This window comes from Methylobacterium platani (assembly GCF_001653715.1).
In the GTDB taxonomy this organism is placed as follows: Bacteria; Pseudomonadota; Alphaproteobacteria; order Rhizobiales; family Beijerinckiaceae; genus Methylobacterium; species Methylobacterium platani.
Window position 1 is genome coordinate 38,487 of sequence record NZ_LWHQ01000028.1, and the last position, 25,032, is coordinate 63,518.

Consider the following 25,032-nt stretch of genomic DNA (forward strand, 5'->3'; position numbering starts at 1 on the left):
GAGTCCTCCGACCAGTACCCCGATCATCGCGTAGGAGACGGCACGCAAGAGCATGGCCTGGATTCCATCCGGCCCAATCAACAGCGATACCCGCCCGAGGTCTGACCATACTGCTTGACCGGGAAGTTCTGCTGGTTGGCGTTGCCCTCCGAAGCCGAGCTCATCGGGCAGGCGCCGTAGAAGGGCACGCTGGTATTGGTACGGCCGCCGATCGAACCCGTCGTCACGACGTCGTCGCTCCAGAACGGGTCCGAGGGGGAGCTCGACTCGAACGCCATGGCGGATGAGAGCGAGGCAATGCCGAGGACGAGCGCCACGGCGAATGAAGCGATAGTGATTTTCATGTCTTGTGATGTTCCTTGGTCCAAAGCGCGGACGATCCAGTGAGCTATCGTCCACGTCGATAAGATTATCTTACAGAAAATGTCTATGCTGTTATGTGTCTATGCGACACACGATATCGGAACAAAGCCAGATTGAGCAGAAATGGAACTGAAATGATGGGGGATTTTTGCTAAAATCGCGACTTTGGCAAAAATATGCTAGATCAAATCAAAAATATCCTCATGGCGACTGCCCAAGATGCCGACTTACTGAACCGTCTCGACCCCGGTGAGCCGAAGCTTGAGTGACGGCCTGGCCGGCGACAGCGCGCATCGCGAGGCCGAGGAGCGAAGGAGTGGGCGTCCTCCCAGGGCGAACTCCGCACCGCCCGGCGTGAACTGCTGTGTCAAAAGAAGGGCCGCCGTCAGGCGGCCCTTCGCTGGATCGGCAGGATCCCGGGGCGTCTCGCCCGGGCTCCGGCACCTCTCAGCGGACGACCGAAGGGGTCTGGTCCAGGCCGGAGAACGCCTTACCGGCCTCCTCGATCGCCCGGACCGAGCCCTCGGCGATGACCCGGCTGTCCTGCACCATGTGCTGCAACCCCTCGCGGACCAGCTCGCTCTGGATCGCCGTGAAATCCTGCACCGACGACGCGCGCGTCAGACGGGTCAAGCCGTCGATGTTGCGCTGCCACTGCTTCTGGCCCAGTTCGAACCAGCTGCGGGACGCGTCCTGCACCGCCTGGGTCAGGACCGTGCCGCACCGCGTGACCGCCTCGATGTTCTGCTGGGACTGACGGGCAAGGCGCTCGCTGTCCTGCCCGGTGAAGCCGAGGACGCGCGTGAACCGATCGGCAGCCTCCCGGGCCTGCTGGGATGCGGTGTCGACGTTCTTCTGCACGATCTGCTTGGCATCGTCGGACGCTTTTGCGCCGAGATCGGCCATCTTGCTCATGCCGTCCCGAGCCGCCTCGGTGAATTGAGTGCCCTGCTCGCTGGTCTTGCTCATGCTTGCCTTGACGGCGTCGGTGAGCTTGTCGGTCTGCTCAGCGTGCTTGTTCGACGTGGCGCTCTGATTGATGCCCATGGGAATTTCCTCGTTGTTTCGTGGAGGTGCACCGGAAGCACCACCGCACCCGCCCGGCGCATCGGCTGGGGGCTGCGAACTTCGATGGTATTTTGCTGCACTGCATCCATATCGGTGCGAATTCGCCAGCTTCAAGTGCGGCGCATCATAATTAAACTGCCATTTTTGTCGGTAAAAAGCATCAAAATCCATAGTTTAGGTGTAAGTACATGGTTGCGCTGCACAATCTCGTATCGGCCGCGACGATCCCGGAGCTGATGGTCCTGGTCCGTCTCATTCGTCACGAAACCTTCGATTTCGTCACGAAACCCTCGATCGATCGGCCTGCGCCGGCCTGGAAGCGGCGGGATCGGCCGGGGAGGGGAGCCCGGCCGGGCGTCCCATCTTCCGGTCGAGGGCGAACAGGACCGGGGTGACCATGATGCCGTGCATCAGGATGGAGATCAGCACGGTCAGGCCGGCCGTCGCCCAGAGCAGGTCCGTTTGCTCGAACGGGGCATGGCCGATGGCGAAGGACAGGTAGTAGACCGTGCCCAGCCCGCGGATTCCGAAGAAGCTGACGACCGCCCGCTCCTCGCTGCGCCGGGCGCTGCCCAGCAGGCTGATCCAGCCGCTCAGCGGACGGACGACTAGGAGCGCCAGCAGGGCGAACGCGACGGCCGGCCAGGTCAGGGCGTGCAGGAGCCCCCCGCCGACGAGGACGGCGCCGAACCCGACCAGCAGCACCATCATCAGGATGCGCTCAAGTTCCTCGGCATAGTCGTGCATCGTGCGGTGGTAGTCGTGCCCCCGGTTCGAGGCACGAAGGGCGAGGGCGGCGGCGAACACGCCGATGAAGCCGTAGCCGTCGACTGCCTGGACGCCGCCATAGGCGATGCAGGTGATGCCGAGCGCCACGAAGCCGTCGCCGGTGCGGGACAGCTTCGAGACGTTCGGAAGATGGAAGGTCAGCCAGCCGAGCCCCCGGCCGATAACTGCGCCGAGCACGAAGCCGACGACGATCTTCCACACCACGTCGACCGCCAGCCAATGCGACCAGGACAGGCCGGCGAGGCCTCCGGTTCCCGCCATGGCGATGGCGAGGTTCACGAACGGAAAGGCAAGCCCGTCGTTGAGGCCCGCCTCGGAGGTCAGTGCGAAGCGCGGCTCGTCCTCGTGCTCCTCGGCCGGGTGACCCACCTGAACGTCCGAGGCGAGCACCGGATCGGTCGGGGCCAGCGACGAGGCGAGGAGCAGGGCCGCGACGCCTCCGAGCCCGAGCAGGGCCGATCCCAGGAGAGCGAGCGCCAGGATGGTGAGAGGCATGCCGACCGCGAGCAGGCGCCATGTCACGGCCCAGCGCTTCCAGCCGATCATGCGGTCGATCTTCAGGCCGGCGCCCATCAGCGAGATGACCACCACGGCCTCGGTGGCGTGCTCGATGAGCTTGAGGTGCAGGCTCGGATGGGGCGTCAGGTCGTAGAGCGTCGGAACGGCCGACAGGGCGGCACCGATGCCGACACAGCAGATGGGGAGCGAGAGAGGCAACCGGCGCAGCACCATCGGCAGCCACGCCGTCAGCAGCACCATGACGCCGAACCCGGCGACGACGACGATGTAGATGTCCATTGGTAGCCGAACGACGTCCTCTGTCGCCTCGTTCCTGGTCGCGTCGTCTCTGCGACTTTGAGAGCATCGGTGATCAGGCGGCCCTGCCGGCCGCGGAACAAGGCCTGGCCCTAGAAGGGATCGCGCGCCAGATGGTCCTGAACGAGGGCGGCCAGCCCGTCGAAGCCCTTGTGCATGTCGGTGTGCCCGGTGGCCAGCCAGACGCCCGAGCCGGACGGGACGGGGATCATCGACCGAGGCAGCGCGGCGATCGCGCACTGAGGAGCGTCAGGTCCGCCCCGGTTGCGGCCCGCACCCGATGCCCGCCGGCCAACTCGATCTCGACCAGACCCGACCCGGCCGGCACCTCGGCTGTCGCCGTAGCTGGAGGTGGCAGGGCGAGCGGGATGTAGTTCGATGGGGCAGCCGCAGCCGAGGTCCGGTGCTCGGCCAGCACGACGCGCCGCTATCGGAACAGCAAGCTGGAGTGCAGACCGTGCCGGCGGGCTACCTCCGAGGCGTCCGCAGTCACCGCGCCTATGTCCGTTCTCGAAATCGAACCAGACCTTCGAAGTTCGCGAGATTGATGTCGGCATGTGGCGCAATCCGGCGGCTCGGCATCCATCCGGCGAACCGCTGCTGACTACTGAGCTTGTGTGAAAACGCAGAGGTCGTTGAAGGACTTCTTCTGGTCGACCCTGGTCCGGTTGAGCCAAGTGTAACACCCCTGGCTTTCCTTACCAATTATGAGGTGTGCTCTCGTGTCGTGAAATTAGCGCGATAATCGTCCGATATCCAGCCATTGCCGTCGCGCGCACGGCGCCATAGCTCACCCCTCCACCAGTGTACCCCGCTATCTGATACGCCATCACGCAGGACATGCGGTCTATATCCTCTAGAATTTAAATCGCGTCGAGCAATTCTTCTGAGGAAACTCTCAGCGGCGTCTTGGTGGCTTTCAGCAAAAACCGTCTCGCCACGGCCGCCGTTGTCGAATCTGACAGTGAATTCAAGTCGGGTTCTCATTTTTAAAACTCCGGTTCATTGATTTTTGATACAACGGAATCGTACCGGATGCCCCCATTCACGAGAGATTGCCCACCGCGACGCCTTCTACACCCAGCGGGATGGCGAAGGCTCGGCCAGCAGAGCTACGAGATTTTGTGGGTGTCCGGAAGCAGTGCACCAGTACGGTCGTCGCCCCAGATTTGGGACATAGCGGTAAGTTCTTCTCAAGACGAGTGGACGTAAAGCATGCGCTGCGGGATTGCCTCCATCCCCTGAGAGATAAGCAGAAGGCGATCCCGTCCCTTCAGCAGAGCCCTCCGGACACCACCCCGTGGCGCCATCTGGTCCTGCCAATAGCCGAAAACGATGTCAGCGCCCTGGAACGCCGAGCGCATCCAGGCGCTGTGGTTCTGGCCGGAGGCTCTCAGGGCCTCCATCGTCGCGTTGGCCCTGGCGACCTCGGCGGCGATTTGGTCGCTGCTGAGCATGGTGATGTCGTTCTCGTGCATTGTGTACTCCAGGGTTGCATCGAATCATAACTTTATATCGGGGTTTCAATGGGCAGTAATTTTAGCGTCTATACAGACTTGTCTGGCCACCAACATCGAAAAAAATCGATCATTTTTTACTCAGGCGCTCCAGGTTACGGCACCTCATCCCGGCAGACGATCAGCCGACAGCCTGAATGCCAACTAGAGAAGAGACGCTTTCGTCAAGGCGACGCAGAGTCCAACCTACGACGAATTTTTCGCGAATTATTATTATTCACGATTGTATTAAAGATATATTTTACAGCCTATCATTGATAGGTCGATAACTAATGCTTGCACGTTATATTGAAGTTGCATAATTCCCATAGTGCTGCCGCCATAGTTTCGTAAGATGCGTTAGCTTTATCACCTACCACGTAGCCCTTGCTACATACCGCTAGCCAACCTCTAGGATTCCGATACTGAAATTTGGGGCGATTCCAGCCTTGAGTTTGGTAGCATGTATATTTGTCGTTGCTGTATAACTCTAGAATAAGACCTTCGTACGGCACCCCATCGATATTTAATAGTTCATAGCCGTTACATACTCTATATCTCAAAACTCCGAATAAGTTATCTCGTAGAACGAATTTATGCAGGATAGGCTCAACCCGCTTCAGCTCACACACGTAAGTCTGATGACGTTTTAATTAATTTTTTGCTATTCTCTTCATGTCGTTCCTCAAACATGCATCTTGTGATAGAGAGCTGTTTTTGGGCCTTTACAACTTTCCGTTGGCGCGCAATTCGGCCTGCGCGCGCTGCACCGCTGACTTACTCAAACCGAGACAGGCGGCGATCTCGCGGACACTGGCTCCTAACTGCGTATGTTCGATTATCTTTAACGCATTTTCATCATCAATATTGCTACAAGTCCATAATGCTTTACCTTCCGCCATCTGTAGTTGAGCCTCGAAAGGTTCTGCATCTGCTCCGGCTATACCGCGAGCCTTAGTTAGATGGACTTGAAATCTCGCACCTTCTTCCATTTTGTAGTTGTCAGGACGTTTTAGCATGACGATGGTGTCGAGCACGTCCTCCCTTTTTGATGTTCCTCTTGCTTGATCTCCTCTACCAGTATGATGAACCAACAAAACGCTTATACCTCGCCTGCGAAGCTTTAAAAGCCAAGTTTGCATAACATCCCAGCTTGCCGCATCATTCTCTCTCCCTCCTTTAACCAAAGTAGAAAGATTGTCGATTACCAATAGATCGCCATCATTTAATAACAATTCCACTTCCTCTTGATGTACTGTGTTCGAAAGATTAATATCCTGACCTAAATTCTGTCTATCCATCGACAGAATCGTAAAATGGGGATTTATTGGCATGTCTAGACTGCAGGCCGCTCTAAGAGCCCTTGCCCGTTCCTGCAACGTCTGCTGTGGCATTTCGCCGTCTACGTAGAGTACTCTCCGTGCCGTCGGGGCTTGCCACCGCAAGAACGCGGCTCCTGCGGAAACCGCGTAGCTGTTACCAAGCGCTACGTGCGTTTTCCCTACCCCTCGGCCGGCGTACAGCATTGCGAGACCACGTTCCGGCAAAAGCGGGTGAAGCACGAAATCGCGTTTCGGAAGATCTTCATCAATCAAGTCATTTAATTCTACCGTTCTAAAAATTGATCTATGTTTTTTTCATTCGGTAGCTCAGCTGATTGTTCTACATCGACCGGATACGTTATAGATAAATCAACAAAATCAATTGATCGGCATTCTGAGATATTTTCTAATTTAAAATTATTGAAAATATGCCACTCTTCTAAGTGTAACATTAGATCTTCCTGATTAATATTTATCATATGATGCGAAGTGATCCCTCCCGAGTCACAATCCTTACGTTCCGGTTCCATGTCGAGCTCAGTTTTTGTGACCATCTGAAAAGCGTGCTCCATCGGATTCAAAAGCGAAATTCCACAAAGTTTACCGATAACTTCTATATATCCCCAAATTTTATCCTGCTTAGTTGATTCAATCTGATCTTCTCCGCAATTTTTAAACATTGATTGCCTCTATCGTGCAATTCAATACTAGTATTTATAAGTGCAAGGTAGCATGGACCAGTCGCCCACCAGGGAGGCTTTCGATCACTTAATGGATTTGTCCATAAACTTATTTGTGAAGGTATTACAGATCGTTCTGAATTAGCATCTAAAATACGTGCAAGTCGAGTCTGCCATCCTGGCAATTCTAGTTTTCCGTCTATAGTTGTTGCTATTTCCTTCAGCTCTTCTGCTGATAGGGGAAGGGGTTTTGCGAGCGATACTGCCACGTTGCACTCTCCGTGCTCATGAACGCCATTGCGTCGTTAGGTCGGACCAATGTCATAAAAATTGTACGCTCGCAAGCCTTTTGCCGATCGTGATCATAAATTCTAAACGGCAACAGGAAATCCGTCAGTGGCCGGTGCGCTTTCAAGCCCCTTTTTCAGATCGAGCGTGCAAGCGTGAGCATTGGGTAACCGGGAAGCTTGGCGGGGGTAGGGAGAGCCACTCCCGCTTACAGGGGAGGCGCAATGGGGCTCCCGCTGCCTGCGCCGAGCTTGCGGGCTGTATGACGCCTGGATCAGTTACCAGAGCGCACACGTCCTGCTACGCGTAGGGTTCAGAGACAAATCCCGCGTTTTAGAGCAATGATGAGGGTTGCTAGTGCACTGACGCGGACGAACACACCACGCCCGCTCTCGCCAACTGCTTGCAGAGGCATCAGAAATCGCAACGAGCTATGTACGTTTTGAAGGCGTCAGTGCACTAGGATTGACTGCTCGAGTGACATCGAATAACAATTTCACCATTCCTCGTTGATGGTACGGAATTAATTGCTCGCGGTGGAGCAAGCCTCGCAGCAAGAGGCGCCGAAACGATCAGCTAAAGTCGAAATCGCGGAACCAATTTCTGCTTTTGCTCCATGAAACTGCGAATCGTCTGTCTTGCTCCCCTGATTTCCTGCCATCCGTAAAATGCGTCCATCACTATAGCAATGGATCATGCGTAAGAGCCGGTTTATCGAGAAGCAGAACATTGCAGTGCTCCGCGAGCATGACGCGGGCATAAAAAATGCTGATCTATACCGGCAGCACGGGATCAGCGATATGGTGCCCTACAACTCGAAGGCCGAGTACGAACGTACGAGGGCTCCTACGTGCTGCATCAGCCGTGGACCATAGGGTCGATGGTGTCCCGCTGTCCCGAGCTATATGGCCGGGACGTCTGGGACAGAGGATCGGAACGGTCACCGTGACGGTTGTGATCGATAGCGCGACGGGCGTAGCATCGATCTGCGGAATAACGATCTGCGGGAGTAAGGGTGGCCGCCGCGACACGACCTTTGAGGGCATGTCCCAGTTCCACCGAGGAGGTCGACCTCGTGGCGATCGGCAGCCCCCATGCCTCGCTCGACGAGTGCCGGGCGCTCGTCGAGGCGCGCGGCGGCCGACGCCGCGATCCCCGCGTCGCCGGGATCGTCACGGTGGGGCGGCAGGTCCTCGCAGCCGCCGAAGCTGACGGCACGCGGTCGCGCCTTGCGGCCTCGGGCGTCGAGATGATCCCCGACCTCTGCTAGTGCTCGATCTTGCGGCCCGTGTTCCCGGCCCATGCCAGGACGGTGATCACGACCTCGGGCAAATATGCCCATTACGGTCCCGGACTTTCGGGCTGCGCGGTGCGCCTCGGTACGCTGACCGACTGTGCCGATGCACTCGTCTCGGGCCGGGCACCGGTCACTGCGCCGGAGTGGCTGGCCTGATGCGTGCGGCCCAGCCGGATCGCTCGGGCGCATCGATGTTGTGAACTGCTGCCTCTGGCGCATAGCCGAACCAACGGTGCGCGTACTGCTGACCCCAAGCAGACATTCGCTTTCGGTATGGGAACGTCCGGTGTCCATTTTTACCAGACATTCATTTGCGCATAAAAATATTCAATAACTGAATGTTGTATCTTTCAGGCAAATTTGGCAGCTTAAATCAATTAAATAGGATCATTAGGCGATATATTAGCCCTAGGCATCGGTTGTATGATTTCGACATCTTAATTTATCATCGAAGCAATATATATATTTTATATATTAATAAATAAAACTCTAGAGAAGCGACAACGAACATACGCTCACTGCCACAATGCATCTATGAGTTGTCTGCCGACGTGAAGTCCATCAGCATCAATCCAGAATTCCCGGATGGTGTCGTCGTGCGGTCCGATCCTCTTCTTGATCACCGACACCGCCCGGCGCAAGTGCCCATCCGCCTCGAAGAACCGAAACAAAAGTAGGGTGTCAGCAAGGTAGGTAGGATCAATCGCGGCCGAAATCTGTCCCACCAAGCCGTGCTGGACCAACACGAGTAGCGTCGTCACCATCTGCTGGTTCAGATAGGTCAGGATTTCGTGCATCTGAGGCAGTAGGTACTGCTCGCCCGGCATCGCGTTCTGATAGCCGGTGAGCGAGTCGATCAGCACGAGCCGCACGCCCTCGCGCTCGACAGCGTCGCTCACCATGGCGGCGAGCTCGCCCGGCGAAACCTCCGCCGGGTCGATCTGCTCGACCCGCAGGCGCCCCTCCGCGACCGCTGCCGTGATATCCATACCGAGACCGGCAGCCCGGCGCATCAGGATCCCGGTCGGCTCGTCGAAGCTCAGGATCAGCCCGCGCTCGCCGCGCGCCAGCCCCGCCGTTACGTAGGCGAGCGCGGTCGAGGACTTGCCGACGCCGGAGGGGCCGAGAAGCATCGTGCTGGTGCCCCGGTCGAGCCCGCCGCCGAGCAGCGCGTCGAGGGCGCCATTACCGCTGCTGAGGCGGTCGACCTCATAGGGATGGCCGTGCTCGACCGCGACCAAGCGCGGGAACACCGAGAGGCCGCCGCGGCGGATGACGAAGTCGTGGTAGCCGCCGCGGAAATGCGTACCGCGCATCTTGATCACCCGCAGGCGCCGGCGCTCACCGCCGTAGAGGGGGACAAGCTGTTCGAGCTGGATCACCGCGTGGCAGAGATTGTGCAAATTGAGGTCGTACTGGTCGACGGTGAGGTCGTCGAGGAGGAGCGCAGTGGTGTCGTGGATGAGGAGATAGCTGCGCAACGCAAGGACTTGGCGGCGGTAGCGTAGGGAGCTCTGCGAGAGCAGGCGGATCTCCGACAGGCTGTCGAACACCACCCGTTGCGGCTTGATCCGGTCGATCTCCGCGATGGCGAGCCGCACGGTCTCGCCGAGTTCGAGGTCGGAGGAATGGACGAGGCTTTGCTGCTGGCGCTTGTCGATGCAGAACTCGGGCGGCACCAGCTCGAAGATCTCGATGCCGTCGAGCGACCAGCCGTGGCGGGAGGCGACGGAGGCGAGCTCGCGCCGGCTCTCCGAGAGCGTGATGTAGAGGCAGCGCTCGCCGAGCCGCGCCCCGTCGCGGAGGAATTGCAGCGCGAGCGTGGTCTTGCCTGAGCCCGGCCGCCCCTCGACCAGATGGGCACGGTTGGCCGCGAAGCCGCCCCCCAGAATGGTGTCGAGGCCGAGTGCCCCTGTTGCGACAGGGGAGGCATCGACGCGCTGAGTGGGCATGGGAATACTTTCAGAGCATGGTGAGCTTCACCACGGCGCTTGCAGGGTAGAAGGACAAATAAGCCATCCATTTTTCAGGATATGTTAAATTGGTTATCCGGTGCCGTCCAAAGGACGCTCCCGCGGCTGCCATGCAAATGGCTTTTTCCAGGATTTTTTTCTATGCTTATTTGCCGGAAGCCCAGCGTATGACGGCATTTCCGTTAATTTTTCAATGCGCCGACGAAATTCTTCATTGGAAGGACTGCGCGCTGAACCAGTGATAAAATTCTTTGCCATGACAATTTTCTCCTGATAAGTTATATATTATAAACGCTATGATCTACCGCATTGCCGGCTTGATTCACTAGAAAATAGCGGCAATCTCACTTTCTCTGACAGCGCGATCTCCCATGCGAGATCGGATACGGTACGACGCTTCCCCACTCCGATCCTCTGGCATGAGCTGCACGATTTCGAAAGTATCTCCGCTGCTCGTCAACCTGTCAGAGAAGCCACCTTGAACCATGCGGACTTGTTGGCGCAGCTTGAATTTATGGGACACGTGGCTTGATCCTTTGTTCATGATCGGGAAGATCAGCTAGTTCCGCCAAAATGCATTGCAGCCACATCCGAGCTTGCGCTTCGCGGGCATCTCGCGCGGATTTCTGTTCGGCACACAGCTTAACTTTAGCGACTGCGGCATCGGAAGCACGCCGCATTTTCCCAGCCGCCGCAAGCTCGCGCTCACGCACTTGCTGGGCTTCTGCTCCAGCCTCCTGGATAATCCGAGTTGCTTTTCAAGCGGCTCGTTCTGTCTCTCGCTCGGCCAGACGAATAGCTCTCGCTGCGAAGATTGCCCGCCGTTCGGCTTGCCTGGCCGCAGAGGCCAGGTCGTTCTCGGCGCTCCCCGCCTGAAACCAGGCTTGCAAGGCCTGACGTGCCGCGGAGGCGGAACCCAGCCTTTCACCCAGAGGCGCTTCATTGCATTTGCCCATGGCTCAGGCTCGGTTTCTGACGAGGGATCGGATTGGGGACAAAAACCGGCTTGAGGCGTGTCAGTGCGGTTCGTGGACCGAGTGATCGCAGTAGGTGCGATCGGATAGTTGACGCCGCGATGCTGGTCGCCAAACTATTGCGAGTATCGATTGCCGAGAAGCGGCGACAGCTTGATTGCTACAACGCAGAGAAAGAATTATAGATTTTATCAAAATTTTAGTCGCTTTTTTGCTTAAAAATCTACCCACGCCTTAACTTTAAGCAATGAAAGTGAGGACAAATATGCCCTCACCGCAATATAGTGAATTTTATGCTGACTGCAGATTCCCGGCAGACTGCTTGCCGCTGCGGCGATCGGTTTCCATTTCATAGGAGAGTTTCTGTCCATCGGTCAGGGTCTGCATGCCAGCCCGCTCGACTGCCGAGATGTGGACAAAGACATCCTTGGTGCCATCATCCGGCTGAATAAAGCCGAAACCCTTTTGCACGTTGAACCATTTCACAGTGCCGACGCTCATCGCCATCTCCATATTTCCCAGGTGCCTGCATGAACTCAGCGCGCCACAGCGTCGCTAAAGCTCCGACTATTGGCAGATCTTGCGAGAATAACAGAGCGGACGTCCGGGGTAAGCGGAACGAAAAGCCCGGCAATCCGGCCAATGATCAACTCTCCTCATATGGTTCGGATCGCGCGAATTAGCAAGGGCGCAGGGAAAAAAACTTTATGCGCGTTCGGTTTATCATACGAAATCTTGCAAAGGTGGCCTCATCGCGCAGCTGTCCGCCTCAACGTAGGATGCCAGGATTGGCCCCCCTGCCTCGTCGGGCCCTGTCGCGCCGAGGCGGATCGCCCCGCCGATCGATGTCGTCATACAAGCTCGGTAGCCTATCGAAAGAAACGGGCGGCGTCGAATTGCGCTGTAATGGCAATGATGAGGATAGACCCAAATTTCCTACCTATCCTGGCACGATCATGCAGTATTAACGATCGTAGGCCAATCGGAATGTCGAGACTGTAGATTGTTTATGACCAATTGGACACCGGCGATGAGATCGAACCGATCTTTATTCAGTCATATTTTAGCTGTTGTTTGAGGTATTTCTAAGAGTGACTTCGTCGACAGGCCATGGCTTCATCCAATAAATTGATTATTTTGCGGTTTTCACAGAATAGGATAATATTTCGGAAAATGATTGGATGGCGGCCGTGAAAACGTCTCCGAAGGCTGGCACCGGATCGCCGTTGGCGACGCCTTCAGCGTCCTTCGCCGCCGAGCACCAGCCGGAGCGAGCGGGCGAGTTCGTCGCGGCGATAGGGCTTGCTCAGCACCGGCAGCTCGCCGCGCCCGATGACCTGCCCCTCGTCGAGATTGGCGACATAGCCCGAAGTGAGCAGGACCTTGATGCCGGGACGGAGCCGTTGCGCCTCGACGGCGAGCTGCGAGCCGTTCATGCCGCCTGGCATCACCACGTCCGAGAACAGGATGTCGATGCGCTCCACCCCCCTGAGGTGCTCCAGCGCCTCCGCGGCGTTGCGTGCGACGACCACCCGGTAGCGCAGCTCCTCCAGGCTCTCGACGGCCATGGCGAGCACCGGCTCGTCGTCTTCCACGAGCAGCACCGTCTCGCCCGCGCCGGCTCGGCGGAGCGGAATGGCGCTGACCGGCCCGGTTCCAGGCTCCTCGCCGGCTGGATCGGTCGAGCGTGGGAAGCACAGGCTGACCGTCGTGCCCCGCCCGACCTCGGACTCGATGCGTGCGAAGCCGTTGGCGCTGCGCGTGAAGCCGTAGACCTGGCTCAAGCCCAACCCCGTTCCCTTGCCGACCTCCTTCGTGGTGAAGAAGGGCTCGAACACGCGCGCGAGCGCGTCGGACGGGATGCCGCTGCCGGTGTCGGTGACCGACACCGTCACGTAGGGACCGGGCGGCACCCCCTTGTCGGCGACGGCCGAGGTACCGAGGTGGACGTTCCGGCTCGTCACGGCGATGCGGGCGGGGCCGTCCCGTCCCTCCATCGCATCTCGCGCGTTGACGACGAGGTTGAGCACCGCCGCTTCGAATTGGGCCGGATCGATGCGGATCGGATCGATCGCGGGATCGAGGTCGAAGGCCAGCGCGACGGCTCCGCCGGCCGCCCGCTCGGCGAGTGGCTTGAAGTCCAGGAGCAGCCGGTTCGGGTTGAGCGTCTGCGGCCGCAGCATCTGGCGCCGGGAGAAGGCGAGAAGCTGCTGGGTCAGCTGCTCGCCGCGCCTCGCCGCGCCCATGGCCGCCTCGGCCAGGCGCTTCACGCGCTCGACCTGCTCGGGCCGACGCAGCATCATGTCGAGCCCGCCGACGATGACGGTGAGCAGGTTGTTGAAGTCGTGCGCCACGCCGCCGGTGAGCTGCCCGATCGCTTCCATTTTCTGGGCTTGGCGCAGAGCCTCCTCGGTGGAGCGCTGGTCGGTGCGGTCCATCAGGATGCCGGCGATCCGCGTCGCCGTATCGCCCTCGTCGCGGACTCGGCCCCTGAGCGCGATCCAGCGCACCTGTCCGTCGGCGCGCCGGATGCGGCACTCGAGGTCGAGCGTGCCGGTCTCGCGGGTCGCCGCGAAAGCGCGCTCGGCGATGTCGCGGTCCTCCTCGACGACGTGCGCGATCAGGCTCTCTCTGTCCCAGTGCGGGCCCGCCTCGCCGTACCCGAAGACGGCGTCGAAGCGGGGCGAGCGCCGCGCCGCGCCGATGCGGTCATCGAGGTCCCAGGACGCCATGCCGGCGGCGTCGAGGGCGAAGGCGAGGGTCTCGTGAGCGGTCTCGACCTCCCGCGTGCGCTCGGCCACGCGCCGCTCGAGATCCTCGTTGGCGAGCCGGAGCTGCGCTTGAGCCCGCTCGCGCTCCAGGAGATGCTCGCGAGCCTGGTACTGGCGGCGGCGCGCCCGAAGGGCGGAGGCCGCGGCGCTGACGAGCGTCTCGGCATTCACCGGGCGCTCGAGCAGCACGACATTGGCGAGCCGGGCGAGCCGCTGCGACGCACGCTCGGAGCGGCGGCCGGCCTGGCGGGTCGCCAGCACGATGAAGGGGAAATCCGACCAGGCCGGTTGCGCATCGAGCCACGCGAACAGGTCGGTGAGGTCACCTTCCAGCGCCTCCTCGGTGACGAGGGCGGCACCAGCGCCGGCCCGCAGGCCGTCGAGCCAGCCCGTCAGGTCGGGACAAGCTTGTGCGGGCGTGCCGGTCCCGGCGAGCACCTGCCCGATCACTGCGGCATCGCGCCCCCGCGGCGCCAGGATCAGGATGCGCTCCTCGTGCGCGACCGGCATGCTCACGCCTCGCCACCCGCCGGGGCTTGGCCCGTCAACATCGCCACCTTGCCCCGGTAGGCCGGCAAGCCCGTGAGCACGCCTTCGAAGTCCTCAAGCGCCTGGCCGACCTCGAGGCCGCCCTCGGATAGCTTCAGCTCGCGGATGGTGCGCTCATGCGCGTTGACCCGGCTCTTCATTACCGAGAGGGCGGTGCGAACCATGCCCTGAGCCTCGAAGAACCGGAACAGCAGGATGCCGTCGCTGAGATAGCTCATGTCGACATCCGTTCGGACTTCGCCGACAACGCCGTGCTGGCCGAGGACCAGCAGGGTGGTGATGCCCTGCTGGTTGAGGTAGCTCAGCAACTCGTGCATCTGTAGGACCAGGAATTCCTCGCCCGGCATCGCGTGCAGGTAGGCGTTGAGGCTGTCGATGACGACGACCGACGACCCGCGCTTCTCGACCGCCTCCCTGGCCATGGTGGCGAACTCGCCCGGCGAAACCTCGGCGGGGTCGATCTGGGTGATGGTCAGCCGCCCGGATTCGATATGCGGTCTGAGATCCATGCCGAGCGTGGCCGCCCGGGTCATCAGGGTCGCGAGTCCCTCATCGAACAGGTAGTAGGTCGCCGTCTCGCCGCGCTCCAGCGCCGCCTTCATGCACCGGACCGCGGTCGTGGTCTTGCCGACGCCGGAGGGCCCGAGCAGGAGCATGTTGGTTCCGGGCACGAGGCCGCCGCCGAGCAGCAGGTCGAGTTCGGCAGACCCGGTGGACTTGGCCACCGGGTCGAAGGCCGCGTGGTGCTGGGACGCGATCAGGCGCGGGAACACCCGGATGCCGCCGGTCTCCAGGGCGAAATCGTGGTGGCCGCCGCTGAACTTGATGCCGCGCATCTTCACGATCCGCAGCCGTCGCCGCTCGGACCCGTATTCGCGCGCCATCTGGTCCAGAGAGATCACACCGTGCGCGATGCTGTGCAGCTGGACATCCCCCGTCTCCGAGGTTTTGTCGTCGAGAAGCAGCACCGTGCAGGCGCGCTTGGCGAAGAACCGCTTGAGCGCCAGGATCTGACGCCGGTAGCGCAGCGGGTTCTGAGCGAGCAGGCGCAGCTCCGAGAGACTGTCGAACACGACCCTGTCGGGCTTCGTCTCGCCGACGCGGGCAATGACGTCCTTGACGGTCTCGCCGAGTTCGAGTTCGGAGGGATGCAGGATCGATTGCTCGCTGTCGGGATCGAGGCCCATCTCGTCGACGAGCTCGTAGACGTCGATGCCGTCGAGCGACCATCCGTGCGTCGCGGCGGCGGCGCGGAGTTCGTCCGAGGTCTCGGACAAGGTGACGTAGAGCGCCCGTTCACCGCGGGCCGCCCCCTCGCGGAGGAACTGGAGCGCGATGGTGGTCTTGCCCGTGCCCGGGGTGCCCTCCAGCAGATAGAGCCGGCTCGGGGTCAGGCCGCCGCAGAGAACGTCGTCGAGACCGGGGACGCCGGTCGAGATCCGGGGCTCCTTGCCGGGCGTCCGGCGCGTTGCGGGTTCGGTCATCGCGGAGGGTCCAGGTTCCTTGGGGCCGGTGGAGACCGCCGCCCGGCACGGCGGCGGTCCTTCCGGTCCCTCGTGGGTGCTCGCGAACGGTATGTCGGGAGTACCGGAGAACGCGGCATACGCCGAGTGAGGGTGTCAGGATACATCCCTGGAGATTCCACGGACGACCGTCCGGCGGTCGACCACCCGAGGTCCGGACGCTCCGAGGGTCTGCAAGCGACCCTGCCAGGCTCGTTCGCACGGCGACGGATGCCGGAGGAAGGGCGAGTGTACGAGTTCGTCCGGCGATCATGCCGCGGAGATCCCGCGGGCCCTGACCTGCCGCCAAGCCGCTACGGCGGCTCGTCGGGCCTCGTACACCATACGCTGCGGCGTCCCTGGCTCACCCCTGCCGAGGGGGCCGTAGCCGTGGAGCAGGACGCCGTCGGGCCCATGGAGCCGCTGCACCTCGGCCCGCCACGCGCGATCGGCGAGGGCCAGTCGGTGCTCGGTCTCCACCAGGCGCTGCGCGTTCATCGCGACGCTCGTTGCGGTCACCCCTGAAGCGGACACTCCCGAGGCGGTCATGGCGCCGCGAGCCGCTTGGTGTTCGCCGCCACGTGCTCGCGGTAGCGGGCGACCACCATCTCGGGCGACCCGCCGGACGAGAGCGTCACCATCGCCTCGCCGGCCGCCGAGACTTTCTCCGTCACCATGGACTGAGCCTCGGCCCACCCCTCGGGACCGCCCCAGGCCAGCCGGACCATTCGCAGCTCGACGACCTTCTGGGCTTCGATCGCGAGCATCATCGAGGACAGCAACAGGTTGATCATGTCTCGCTCCGCACCGCGGCAGATGCGGCACGGCGTCAACCCGCCGCGATGGAGGATTGATCCGGCCCCGAAACGCAGCGCAGCCCTGCAAGCCGCCCCGTGACCAAGGGGCGACCTGCGCGAGCCCGCGAGCCGACGGGCCGGGCCGGATCGTCTCATGCCGTGAGCGGCGTCGCCTCCTCGGTCGTCACCCGGAAATCCACGAGGGTGTTCGGCCCGAACGTGAGCGTCAGGGGCACGTCGGCGGCGTCGCGTCCGTAGGCGATTAGGATCCTGCCGATTCGCGAGCTGTTGTTGCGCGGATCGAAGGTGTGCCAGCGGCCGCCCAGGAAGACCTCCATCCAGGCCGCGAAATCTCCCGGAGCATGCGGCAACGGCAGACCGATGTCGCTGACATAACCGGTGCAGTAGCGAGCCGGGATGTTGAGGCAGCGGCAGAACGCGATCGCGAGATGGGCGTAGTCGCGACAGACACCGCGACGTTCCTCGAAGGCCTCCAGCGCCGTCCGGGTGGGCCGGGAATGCTCGTAGCCGAAGGCGATGCGATCGTGAACGTAGTCGCAGATCGCCTGCACCCGCGCCCATCCCGGTGCCATGGCGCCGAACAGGTCCCAGGCAGTCTGCGACAGGCGATCGGTCTCGCAGTACCGGCTCCCGAGCAGGTAGAGCAGCGTGTCGACGGGCAGGCTGCGCACCTCCTCCTGTCGTGCGGCCGTGTCGGTCATGTCCCCGTTGCCGTGATCGCGGACGACCGTGTCGGTCTTGAGCGTGAAACGCCCGGCCGGCGCGACGAGCCGGTTGCACCAATTCCCGAACGTGTCCCGATAGCCCTCCAGGGGCACGGCCGGCACCGTCAGCAGATAATCCGGTCGCTCGAGATCGGAGAACCGCGACGCGTGGACGTTGAGCATCGTGACGACCGGCGTGTCCTGCACGAAGTCGTAGGTCATTTCACAGCCGACGTGGATGCGCATCGCGTGTCTCCGGGGGGACGGCAGGGTCGCGCTCTCCCTGAACGCGGGTCGGCTCGCGTCTCCGGTTCACGTGGCTGCACGCGAACGATCCATGACACGAATGGGCGATCTGTACAGCACGAACAAAGAGCTTTTCCGTTCGCCGGACTGGAACCCGATCATCGAAGCGACAACCGGCCCCCGGCAGGGGCATAGGCCGGTCGCTCCCTCCCATCGCGGCATTCGCGGTGGTTGCAGGCATTTGGGCGTCGTGGTCCCGACGGGCCGAAAACCCGCAACGGCGTCGGAATCCAGCCGCCACCCTTTCATGCCAAAACATGATAGAGTGGGTTTTTAGAAGGTCTCTCGATGAACCGTCAAAATAATGCAGTGGTGTTTCTGGCCACGCTGATCTGCGCGGCTGTCCTCTCCGGCATCTGGTCCAGCGCCGGAGCGCGCCCGGCCGGTGCCGGGACCGGTTCCGGGCACTCCACCGAGCGATCCGTCGATGGATCCGCTTCCAAGGTCAAATTGGATCCCGCGAAAATCGAAGACCGCGCCAGGAGAAGAAGGGAGGCCGACCGCAGGCGCGACGAGCGCATGAACAAGCTCGGTGCCTCGATCTGCACGGGCTGCGGCGGTCCCATCGTTCCGTTTGACCCGAGCGGAGGCGATCCGAGCATCAACGGCAGATCGAAACCACAAAGGCGCTGAATGGTCGGCAGGAGTTCGTCATCGTGTGCGCAGCCGGGCGAGAGGCGGGCGGAAACCATGACGACACGCCATTGGCTTCGCGCGATGGATCGGCACCGATGGTCCGTAGCCGCTTGGGCGAGATCGGGTGCCAAGCCCGTATAGCGATCGAGGAGCGGGATGTCCCCGCTCGCCGACGCGCCGCTTCGTGAGACCACGGCGATCTTCGGACAATCGCTGCATGGGTTCGATGTCGCAGCCCGGATGGCAGCGTGACGGCCACGCCCACCTCCGGCTCGAAAGCCGGCTATCGGGTGTCGGCCGCCTGTCGCCGCTCCGGGACGGCGAGGCACTCAGCGGGTCGTGCGAACCCGGACGGACTACCGTTTCACGCCGGGCTTGCCGTTCGTCACGACCTGGCCCTTCGTGCTCGGTGCAGCCGCAATGACTTTCGGGGTTTCCTTCTTCGGCTTCTTGGCTTCACGGTTTCCACGGGTTCGATCGCTAGTCATCTGGACTTCTCCGGTCAGATGTTGGGAGCCTGCGAGTCTTGCGCCTCGGGCTCGGTCGGCCCCGACAGACGCGCGAAGTCGGACAACACGGCGGCGACCATGCTCTGCAAGCGAGGATCATCGCAGGAGAGCGTCGCGGCAAACCTTTCGAGCAGATACTTCGCTTTGTCGGCGGCCTCCGGCCATGTCGTCGCCTCGGCCGCGAACAGGTGGGCTTCCAGGTCGTGCTGGCGCGCGACGAGGCCGGCACGTTGCGCTTTCACCGCAGCTCGCCTGCGGCGCACCTTCGTCGCCTTCTGGGCGGCCATGCCGCGCCGTTCGTCAAGCTCGATCGGACGCTCCGTCATCCAGCCAACCCTCCATGCTGCATTGCTGGCTCTTCGCCGCCGGGATGCGAACGCGAGTGCTCCGAGGGACCCTCTCGGACCGTGGCCGACGGAGCCGCGGAAGGGGGCCATGGCCTCGACACCCTGATATGCGGGGCACTGGACCCACGCACGTACGTTCCTTGCGCGAACGAGGTTCAGGGACCAGGAATGGCCGTGGCTGCCGGTAACGACGCCAAAGAATTCGGGTCACGAGTGGAGCTCGTGCCGATACCGCTGAGCAAGCGCTCGATCAGCATCGTCGCTTCATGGATCTGCATTGCCGCGCCTCTGATCGTCTCGAGACTGGCTCGCCCAGGCTCGTCGGCACTCCACCAGCGACCATTGTCGATGGCTTGAAGCAGGCGGCCGATCCGTCTGTGATCCCGCTCGATTTGTTCGATGACCTCAGCACCGTAGGGCACGACTATCTCCTAGAATGAAATGATAGTGAGATCTGCTGCCAAAGGCGCACCGTGCGATCATAGGATATTTGGCCGACAGCATGAGAGCGATCATAACCGCGACGGTTTCCCTGCATGCGTGCCAGTTTCAGCCGGCCGACGATCCTGTCGAGACGCCGCTCCTCGCGTGCAATGCTCGACAAGATGTCGCGTGCGCGATCGCAAAACACGTCCTTGGATTCGACTGTGGTTGTTCCGTTCGCACTTGGCAGTACTCGCGGACCTGATCCTTCTGACGTGCGACGATGCAGTTCGGCCCAGGCATTCAGGTGGCGCAGGAGCCTGATGTGATCGCGTTCCTCAAGCGCCTGTTCGATGCGCCAGCCGAGCAAACGGAGCCGCAGGTTGACGATGACGGCACGCAGGGTCGATCGACCGTAATCTGGGGAACGCTGCCGGCGAGAAGGAAAGTCGGTGGGCATGGCGCCCTCCGGTGCAGTCCTGGCCCATCGCCACGACACCAGTACGTATATGGTGTGCACTGAGCGGATAGCAACTCAAATCCGAAAATACACAAAAAATCACCGTGCGGCCAATGAAGTTGTAGGCCATGAGAACTTATCTTACCCTGTGGTTGTTGATCTCGAAGCTGAGCAATATGGACGTCAACGATCGCGCTTCTCCAGCGAGCCCGGGACGCTATCGACGCGCAAAGCGCGTTCGAGCGGACTCCGCTCGCCGCCGTGCCGACGGGCATGAGATCGCTCAAGGTCGGCGACGATGCGAACGAACTCCGCTGCATTCGCATGGAAATGGCATACAGCTCCAAGGGCGTCTCAAGCCGCCAACCCATCATGATCGATTGAATATTTCAACAAAAATACTATAGCTTTTTCCATTGAATGAAATCGCGATGCGACCAAAAATTCAGCAGGGACTTGAAGCAGCAGATTTGGCCATCTCGTGTTAGGCAATGCTGCCCTACGTTAAAATCTCAGGCTGTGTCGATCAACCATTCCGCGCTAAGAATGAGAGAGGCTGCGAATAATGCCTGCCCTGTCTCGTCGCGCATCAGCACCGCAACCTGCCGGCTTTTACCCAGGCTCATTTCCTCACGCGCGATATCTGGCAGAATACGGATCGCGGCATCGCGGGCAGCATAAGCGTTAGGAAATTCGGTTCCTATATCGTCGGGGATCAGTTGGCCGTCTTGGATGTCGAAAAAGAAACGCGGCATCGCATGCTCTGCTCGTGTAACCCGGGAGCGCGCATGTCTCACAGCCGCCAAGGGGCAAAACAGGTGTTGGCGATGATGTGCCCTTATCTCGAAAGAAATCGAGGTGCATTAACATAAATCAAACCAGGCGGATCGCAGCCGCTGCCCCGCCTCTCACAAGACCGATGCGTGAAAATTTCTGCCCGACTATGGTCGTTTTAGCTCACTAAGCGCGTTGCGTTAAGCGAACCCACCTGCCGTGAGTGACAGTGGGCGTAGCGTTCAGCGAGGGAGACGAAAAACGATGCCCATCACATACGACGAAGAATGGAAGCCCGGCTCTGACAAACATTCGAGCGTGAGGCAGGTTTATCACGATGGGAAGCGGCTCGGCCGAGTACGATCCTGGAAAGCAGAAGATCCTGGCGAGTTGACTGGTGAGTGGTTCACTGTCGAACGATGGGAGAAGGGTCTGCATGTTCCTCAAGAAGGAATGTATGTTGATTTCCAGGAGGCTCTGGAGCGGGTCGCGCTCTACAATGTAACGCACTAAAAATAAGCGCCTCTGTCATCAATCTTGGCACTTGTTTATCTAAGCGCTCTTTAGTATTTTTTACGCTAAAGCAATTTTCAAAAAAATTTTATGATTAAATTATTCTAGTTTCGTCGCGTCACATTTACAAACACAAGGCTTAAAGGGTCCAAAATTATAAATGGCAATAAGTGGTCTGGTTTGCTCTAGCAGCTTACGAGATTTTTCTATGCTTTCACGGGATGATTCGATTAGCCAGGCATCGTATTCTGAAGCTGTGAAACGCTTGTGAGATGACATCGCCATGACAGCGCTCGTCGCGATGCAGGCGGGAGCGCACGTCTCTCTCGGCCACCAGCGCCTACAGGTTAAAACGGCTGGCGATGGAGATATCCTGCGCCTGCATTGCGAATTATTCAAGTGAGGCGGCGCAGATTATTTTTAATCAGATCAGAAAATTGAGTACCGTTGGCATCTTGTTCAACAGTTCTATGACATGCAGCGAACGCATCTCGAACTTCGTCAATCAGACGCATGTCTTCCACATCACCTTGCGCCCCTCCAGCACTAGTGGCGCGATTGAGGCAGGCGGCGAGGGGGCTAGATGAGAAAGCAGATCGGTACTCCATCCCCCCGCTGAGCAAGTACTGTCAAACTGCGCCGCTCCGGCCATAGCCCAGGCGCGCATGCGAACTTACCCAGGACGCTTGGCTCGAGAAAACTCGCTCAAGAGAGATCGGTGACCCTCAAGGATAATCCGCTTTGTCTACGATCGAGTTCGTGACCTCATTGCCGCGAACATTAATGATGAAGTGCAAGCGCTTCGTTGGAATTGCTTGGCGATCTTACATCTTCGCGCCGCGTTCAGGGAAATTTTCTCTCTCACATATTGTTTTTTTCTAATGAATACTTGTAGAAGATATTTTGTATTTTATTCTGAGTTTTTTTAATATCATAATTACATAATCAGCAAGCATTATATCTTATAAATCGGATGCCTCTTCTGTATCCATTACAAAACTAGCCATGCTGTTATCATCATCAATATCTTTGAATTCAATCCAAAGCAGATTGTGGCCGCAAGGAAAATTCTTGATCTGTTGTAGCACCATGATCGCGATCTGCGGCCACGTTTTCCATTCGCGTTGCATGCGCTCGTTCCGGAGGCGGCAGACACTGCTGCGCCACCGCAGGCCCACAGTCAAATTAGAAATTCCGTTTTCCTACAATCATACCCTTATGCCGCACCCTCGATCACCGATATTCGCCATCAAACAGAGGGCAAAGAATTGAATTAATGTCATTTATGATCAAATTTTTACTTGTGAATGTCGATATATTATTTTCCGACACTAACCTTGCAATGGTCGTAAATCTCGCTGTTTAACCCCGCTTCGAACACAATACGGGTGATATCGGCACGTCTGTTATCAAGCTGGAGCAAATCTATCGAGCAGGTGTTGCGTGCTGCGATGGGCAATCGCAGCTCCCTCAGAACGGAGTCGGCCAAGATTCTAAATCTCTGGCGGTCTTTGTGCTGCCGGAACCGGACTAGCAACCGAACATTGACCCCGCAGTCACACCAGCCTGCCGCCTCACGGCCGCTCGGCTGGCGTCACCGGCGGGCCGGGTCTCCGTGACGGGGAAAACGCTCCCGGTCCGCCGCGCGGTCGGCGTTCTGCCTAAGTCGTGTTCAATTCTGGAAAACCTAGATTTTTCCCGCAGGGCGCAGGTCCGGTGCGTGATATGTGACCGCCCACACCTGCAGAGAGTTTCCCGCCTCGGCAATGATTGGTGGTAATACGCTGGAAACTCGACTTGTCTCGATCGCGAGGATCACCGGTTCCGGCAGCGGCCGCGTGACGAGGACTTGCTCGCCCGCGTTTCGTCGCGTTGATGGTGCCGACGGTAGCCCGCCGCAACCACGACACGGCCAATATTTAGGATGCTAACCTGGCGGCGCGCTGCCAGCGCTGTCACATGTTGCGCAATCGCGATAAGCATCAGGGCTGCCACTGGCTTACTCTGTTTCGGCGCAAAGCCATGGGTGACATGTCCAAGGACGCTACCGACTTGCCTCAACTCGGCCGAGCCGACTCGATCACTCCGGTGGCGGCTCCTGATCAAAACGTTAGGAACGGGACATTCATCAATGCCAAGGTAGCTCTGGCGGAGGAACGTGGCGAGGGAACATGTCAGACAGCCAACGAGAAGCGGTGCGCCAAAAGGCGCTCGCCGAGATCGCGCTGCTCGACACGGCCCCGGAACGCGAGTTCGACGCTCTGGCGAAGCTCGCTCAGCGCATGCTCGGCACCCGTATGTCCTCGATCACGCTCGTCGACCCCGAACGGCAATGGTTCAAGGCGCGATGCGGTCCCTTGGCGTCCGAGACGCCTCGTGCCGGAGCATTTTGCCCGGTTGTCTTCGAGACCGAAGCACCTTTGACCGTGGCCGATGCTCGACTCGATCCACGCTTCGCGTCGAGTCCGTTTGTCATTGGCGCCCCTAACATCTGCTACTATGCCGGGGTGCCCGTCCGGGTCATGCAGACCGGCGGTGATGCGGTCGTCATCGGTACCCTCTGCGTATTGGACGATAAGCCTCGTGAACCCGGCGCCTCTGATGTGGAGGTTCTCTCGGAACTGGCCTGCATGGCCGAAGCGCTTCTTGAGGCGAGATTGGCCGCGTTACTTGCGGCCGGAGCGGCCGAGGATAGACGGCTGACCGTCGAGCACCTCGAGCGCGAGCGGCGGCAGTTCAAACAGGCAGAGCGCATGGCCGTGATGGGCTCCTGGCGCTACGATCTCGGACTCCACGTTGCGACCTGGTCAGACGGCATCTTCGCGATCCATGAGCTGCCCGTGAGCGGCGGTGTGCCGAATGACGAGATTATGAGCTTCTTTCCGGAGCCGGATAGAAGCGCGTTTCTTGCCGTGGTGATGCGCACGCTCAACACGGGTCTGCCCTTCGAGCTGGATGCGGACTTGATGACGTCAAAGGGCAACCGCCGACGAGTTCGTTGCCTCGGGGAGATCGAGATGTCGAAGGGAAGGCCCGTCGCGCTGATGGGCCTGCTTCAGGACATCACCGAGCAGTATCGTATGGAGCAAAAGCTACGACAGACCGCTCGCACCGACGATCTTACTCAGCTATCCAACCGGGCGGAGTTCAACCGGGTTCTGGACAGCCGCCTGCGGGAAGCCGATGCCAGGAATACGGAATTTGCGGTGCTGTTGATCGATCTCGATGGCTTCAAGGACGTGAACGACGCTTTGGGGCACGCCGCAGGCGACGAAGTGCTGCGCCGCGTGGCGGACCAGCTCCGTGCCGAGTACCTGAGTTCGTGTGTTCCGGCACGGCTCGGAGGCGACGAGTTCGCCGTTCTGGTCCCGCCGACGGTGGGTCGAGTCGCCATTGAGGCCCTGGTGCAAAGGCTGCTTCACAGCCTCCGCATCGTGGCGGATGGGCCTGGGCAAATTGCGAGCGTCACGGGGACGATCGGGGTCGCCTGGTCTGGTGGGGAAGCGCGGAGCCGAACAGAACTCCTTCGTAACGCAGATACGGCTCTCTACGAGGCCAAGCGCACGTGCAAGGGTACCGCCTGCACCTATTCGGGGGCATCAGATCGCCACACCGCCGGCTGAACAAGGGCGTCAAACGGTATCCAAACGGGGT

The 25,032-nt window shown here is 60.0% G+C and carries 22 protein-coding genes and 1 pseudogene; 3 read left to right on the plus strand and 20 right to left on the minus strand.

The window, feature by feature from the left end:
* Positions 1 to 77 precede the first annotated feature (77 nt).
* The 7 genes from A5481_RS15865 to A5481_RS33565 all read right to left on the minus strand — a co-directional run bounded on the left by A5481_RS15865 (position 78) and on the right by A5481_RS33565 (position 6,534).
* Complete coding sequence (locus A5481_RS15865; RefSeq protein WP_048435269.1) at positions 78 to 344, minus strand: hypothetical protein; 267 nt, start codon at positions 342 to 344, stop codon at positions 78 to 80.
* A 466-nt stretch (positions 345 to 810) separates the two neighbouring features.
* Positions 811 to 1,410: a phasin family protein gene (locus A5481_RS15870; protein ID WP_048435268.1), complete on the minus strand. Its 600-nt coding sequence runs from the start codon at positions 1,408 to 1,410 to the stop codon at positions 811 to 813.
* A gap of 300 nt (positions 1,411 to 1,710) precedes the next feature.
* Entirely contained in the window at positions 1,711 to 3,018 is a 1,308-nt protein-coding gene (locus A5481_RS15875; protein WP_048435267.1) for a cation:proton antiporter, read from the minus strand.
* A 110-nt stretch (positions 3,019 to 3,128) separates the two neighbouring features.
* A complete protein-coding gene (gene tnpB, locus A5481_RS33560) occupies positions 3,129 to 3,248 on the minus strand; it encodes an IS66 family insertion sequence element accessory protein TnpB (RefSeq protein WP_156311943.1) in 120 nt (39 codons plus the stop codon).
* A gap of 981 nt (positions 3,249 to 4,229) precedes the next feature.
* Positions 4,230 to 4,514, minus strand: a complete 285-nt coding sequence (locus A5481_RS15880; protein WP_048435266.1) for a hypothetical protein — start codon at positions 4,512 to 4,514, stop codon at positions 4,230 to 4,232.
* Between the two features lie 743 nt (positions 4,515 to 5,257).
* Positions 5,258 to 6,127, minus strand: a complete 870-nt coding sequence (locus A5481_RS32490) for an AAA family ATPase (RefSeq protein WP_167350079.1) — start codon at positions 6,125 to 6,127, stop codon at positions 5,258 to 5,260.
* A gap of 11 nt (positions 6,128 to 6,138) precedes the next feature.
* Positions 6,139 to 6,534, minus strand: coding sequence for a hypothetical protein (locus tag A5481_RS33565; protein WP_156311942.1), 396 nt, complete (start codon positions 6,532 to 6,534; stop codon positions 6,139 to 6,141).
* Positions 6,535 to 7,837: 1,303 nt separating this feature from the next.
* Between A5481_RS33565 and A5481_RS32495 the strand changes: the two are divergent.
* Positions 7,838 to 8,275, plus strand: a pseudogene (locus tag A5481_RS32495) (aconitase X).
* Between the two features lie 359 nt (positions 8,276 to 8,634).
* Here A5481_RS32495 and A5481_RS15890 read toward each other — a convergent pair.
* From A5481_RS15890 to A5481_RS15920, 8 genes are all read right to left on the minus strand, one after another.
* A complete protein-coding gene (locus A5481_RS15890; RefSeq protein ID WP_048435264.1) occupies positions 8,635 to 10,071 on the minus strand; it encodes an ATPase domain-containing protein in 1,437 nt (478 codons plus the stop codon).
* A gap of 93 nt (positions 10,072 to 10,164) precedes the next feature.
* Positions 10,165 to 10,350 carry a hypothetical protein gene (locus tag A5481_RS33570; protein WP_156311941.1) on the minus strand — a complete coding sequence of 62 codons (186 nt, stop codon included), beginning with the start codon at positions 10,348 to 10,350 and terminating at the stop codon, positions 10,165 to 10,167.
* 500 nt (positions 10,351 to 10,850) lie between these two features.
* Positions 10,851 to 11,048 carry a DUF6481 family protein gene (locus A5481_RS35270; RefSeq protein WP_245238969.1) on the minus strand — a complete coding sequence of 66 codons (198 nt, stop codon included), beginning with the start codon at positions 11,046 to 11,048 and terminating at the stop codon, positions 10,851 to 10,853.
* Between the two features lie 309 nt (positions 11,049 to 11,357).
* On the minus strand, positions 11,358 to 11,567 hold the full coding sequence (locus A5481_RS15895) for a cold-shock protein (protein ID WP_048435290.1): 210 nt from the start codon (positions 11,565 to 11,567) through the stop codon (positions 11,358 to 11,360).
* 737 nt (positions 11,568 to 12,304) lie between these two features.
* Positions 12,305 to 14,347: an ATP-binding protein gene (locus A5481_RS15900; RefSeq protein ID WP_197514194.1), complete on the minus strand. Its 2,043-nt coding sequence runs from the start codon at positions 14,345 to 14,347 to the stop codon at positions 12,305 to 12,307.
* Between the two features lie 2 nt (positions 14,348 to 14,349).
* Positions 14,350 to 15,870, minus strand: coding sequence for an ATPase domain-containing protein (locus A5481_RS15905; RefSeq protein ID WP_048435262.1), 1,521 nt, complete (start codon positions 15,868 to 15,870; stop codon positions 14,350 to 14,352).
* A gap of 563 nt (positions 15,871 to 16,433) precedes the next feature.
* Positions 16,434 to 16,682 carry a hypothetical protein gene (locus A5481_RS15915; RefSeq protein WP_048435260.1) on the minus strand — a complete coding sequence of 83 codons (249 nt, stop codon included), beginning with the start codon at positions 16,680 to 16,682 and terminating at the stop codon, positions 16,434 to 16,436.
* Between the two features lie 155 nt (positions 16,683 to 16,837).
* The gene (locus A5481_RS15920) at positions 16,838 to 17,656 is read right to left on the minus strand and encodes a transglutaminase-like domain-containing protein (RefSeq protein WP_048435259.1); all 819 of its coding nucleotides are present in this window, start codon (positions 17,654 to 17,656) and stop codon (positions 16,838 to 16,840) included.
* A 348-nt stretch (positions 17,657 to 18,004) separates the two neighbouring features.
* Here A5481_RS15920 and A5481_RS33575 point away from each other — a divergent pair, with 348 nt between their 5' ends.
* The gene (locus A5481_RS33575) at positions 18,005 to 18,349 is read left to right on the plus strand and encodes a hypothetical protein (protein WP_156311940.1); all 345 of its coding nucleotides are present in this window, start codon (positions 18,005 to 18,007) and stop codon (positions 18,347 to 18,349) included.
* 505 nt (positions 18,350 to 18,854) lie between these two features.
* Here A5481_RS33575 and A5481_RS15925 read toward each other — a convergent pair.
* The 5 genes from A5481_RS15925 to A5481_RS33590 form a co-directional block, all read right to left on the minus strand.
* The gene (locus A5481_RS15925; protein ID WP_048435258.1) at positions 18,855 to 19,187 is read right to left on the minus strand and encodes a hypothetical protein; all 333 of its coding nucleotides are present in this window, start codon (positions 19,185 to 19,187) and stop codon (positions 18,855 to 18,857) included.
* A gap of 176 nt (positions 19,188 to 19,363) precedes the next feature.
* The gene (locus A5481_RS33580) at positions 19,364 to 19,630 is read right to left on the minus strand and encodes a hypothetical protein (protein ID WP_156311939.1); all 267 of its coding nucleotides are present in this window, start codon (positions 19,628 to 19,630) and stop codon (positions 19,364 to 19,366) included.
* A 2-nt stretch (positions 19,631 to 19,632) separates the two neighbouring features.
* The gene (locus tag A5481_RS33585) at positions 19,633 to 20,091 is read right to left on the minus strand and encodes a hypothetical protein (protein ID WP_156311938.1); all 459 of its coding nucleotides are present in this window, start codon (positions 20,089 to 20,091) and stop codon (positions 19,633 to 19,635) included.
* Positions 20,092 to 20,603: 512 nt separating this feature from the next.
* Positions 20,604 to 20,846: a DUF6894 family protein gene (locus A5481_RS15930; RefSeq protein WP_048435257.1), complete on the minus strand. Its 243-nt coding sequence runs from the start codon at positions 20,844 to 20,846 to the stop codon at positions 20,604 to 20,606.
* A gap of 1,494 nt (positions 20,847 to 22,340) precedes the next feature.
* Positions 22,341 to 22,508 (minus strand): hypothetical protein, encoded by a 168-nt coding sequence (locus A5481_RS33590; protein ID WP_156655627.1) that lies wholly within the window; start codon positions 22,506 to 22,508, stop codon positions 22,341 to 22,343.
* Between the two features lie 1,041 nt (positions 22,509 to 23,549).
* Between A5481_RS33590 and A5481_RS15935 the strand changes: the two genes are divergently transcribed.
* The gene (locus A5481_RS15935) at positions 23,550 to 25,001 is read left to right on the plus strand and encodes a sensor domain-containing diguanylate cyclase (protein WP_048435256.1); all 1,452 of its coding nucleotides are present in this window, start codon (positions 23,550 to 23,552) and stop codon (positions 24,999 to 25,001) included.
* The last annotated feature ends 31 nt before the right edge of the window (positions 25,002 to 25,032 follow it).

What these genes read in the sequence shown, in the direction of transcription:
- tnpB (WP_156311943.1), bottom strand. Translation starts at nt 3,248, where the DNA reads ATGATCCCCGTCCCGTCCGGCTCGGGCGTCTGGCTGGCCACCGGGCAC.
- A5481_RS15905 (WP_048435262.1), bottom strand. Translation starts at nt 15,870, where the DNA reads ATGACCGAACCCGCAACGCGCCGGACGCCCGGCAAGGAGCCCCGGATC.
- A5481_RS33590 (WP_156655627.1), bottom strand. Translation starts at nt 22,508, where the DNA reads ATGCAACGCGAATGGAAAACGTGGCCGCAGATCGCGATCATGGTGCTA.
- A5481_RS15930 (WP_048435257.1), bottom strand. Translation starts at nt 20,846, where the DNA reads ATGCCGCGTTTCTTTTTCGACATCCAAGACGGCCAACTGATCCCCGAC.
- A5481_RS15920 (WP_048435259.1), bottom strand. Translation starts at nt 17,656, where the DNA reads ATGCGCATCCACGTCGGCTGTGAAATGACCTACGACTTCGTGCAGGAC.
- A5481_RS15870 (WP_048435268.1), bottom strand. Translation starts at nt 1,410, where the DNA reads ATGGGCATCAATCAGAGCGCCACGTCGAACAAGCACGCTGAGCAGACC.
- A5481_RS15915 (WP_048435260.1), bottom strand. Translation starts at nt 16,682, where the DNA reads ATGATCAACCTGTTGCTGTCCTCGATGATGCTCGCGATCGAAGCCCAG.
- A5481_RS15925 (WP_048435258.1), bottom strand. Translation starts at nt 19,187, where the DNA reads ATGACGGAGCGTCCGATCGAGCTTGACGAACGGCGCGGCATGGCCGCC.
- A5481_RS15865 (WP_048435269.1), bottom strand. Translation starts at nt 344, where the DNA reads ATGAAAATCACTATCGCTTCATTCGCCGTGGCGCTCGTCCTCGGCATT.
- A5481_RS33570 (WP_156311941.1), bottom strand. Translation starts at nt 10,350, where the DNA reads ATGGCAAAGAATTTTATCACTGGTTCAGCGCGCAGTCCTTCCAATGAA.
- A5481_RS15880 (WP_048435266.1), bottom strand. Translation starts at nt 4,514, where the DNA reads ATGCACGAGAACGACATCACCATGCTCAGCAGCGACCAAATCGCCGCC.
- A5481_RS33585 (WP_156311938.1), bottom strand. Translation starts at nt 20,091, where the DNA reads ATGCCCACCGACTTTCCTTCTCGCCGGCAGCGTTCCCCAGATTACGGT.
- A5481_RS15875 (WP_048435267.1), bottom strand. Translation starts at nt 3,018, where the DNA reads ATGGACATCTACATCGTCGTCGTCGCCGGGTTCGGCGTCATGGTGCTG.
- A5481_RS33565 (WP_156311942.1), bottom strand. Translation starts at nt 6,534, where the DNA reads ATGTTTAAAAATTGCGGAGAAGATCAGATTGAATCAACTAAGCAGGAT.
- A5481_RS15895 (WP_048435290.1), bottom strand. Translation starts at nt 11,567, where the DNA reads ATGAGCGTCGGCACTGTGAAATGGTTCAACGTGCAAAAGGGTTTCGGC.
- A5481_RS15890 (WP_048435264.1), bottom strand. Translation starts at nt 10,071, where the DNA reads ATGCCCACTCAGCGCGTCGATGCCTCCCCTGTCGCAACAGGGGCACTC.
- A5481_RS15935 (WP_048435256.1), top strand. Translation starts at nt 23,550, where the DNA reads ATGTCAGACAGCCAACGAGAAGCGGTGCGCCAAAAGGCGCTCGCCGAG.
- A5481_RS35270 (WP_245238969.1), bottom strand. Translation starts at nt 11,048, where the DNA reads ATGGGCAAATGCAATGAAGCGCCTCTGGGTGAAAGGCTGGGTTCCGCC.
- A5481_RS15900 (WP_197514194.1), bottom strand. Translation starts at nt 14,347, where the DNA reads ATGCCGGTCGCGCACGAGGAGCGCATCCTGATCCTGGCGCCGCGGGGG.
- A5481_RS33575 (WP_156311940.1), top strand. Translation starts at nt 18,005, where the DNA reads ATGAACCGTCAAAATAATGCAGTGGTGTTTCTGGCCACGCTGATCTGC.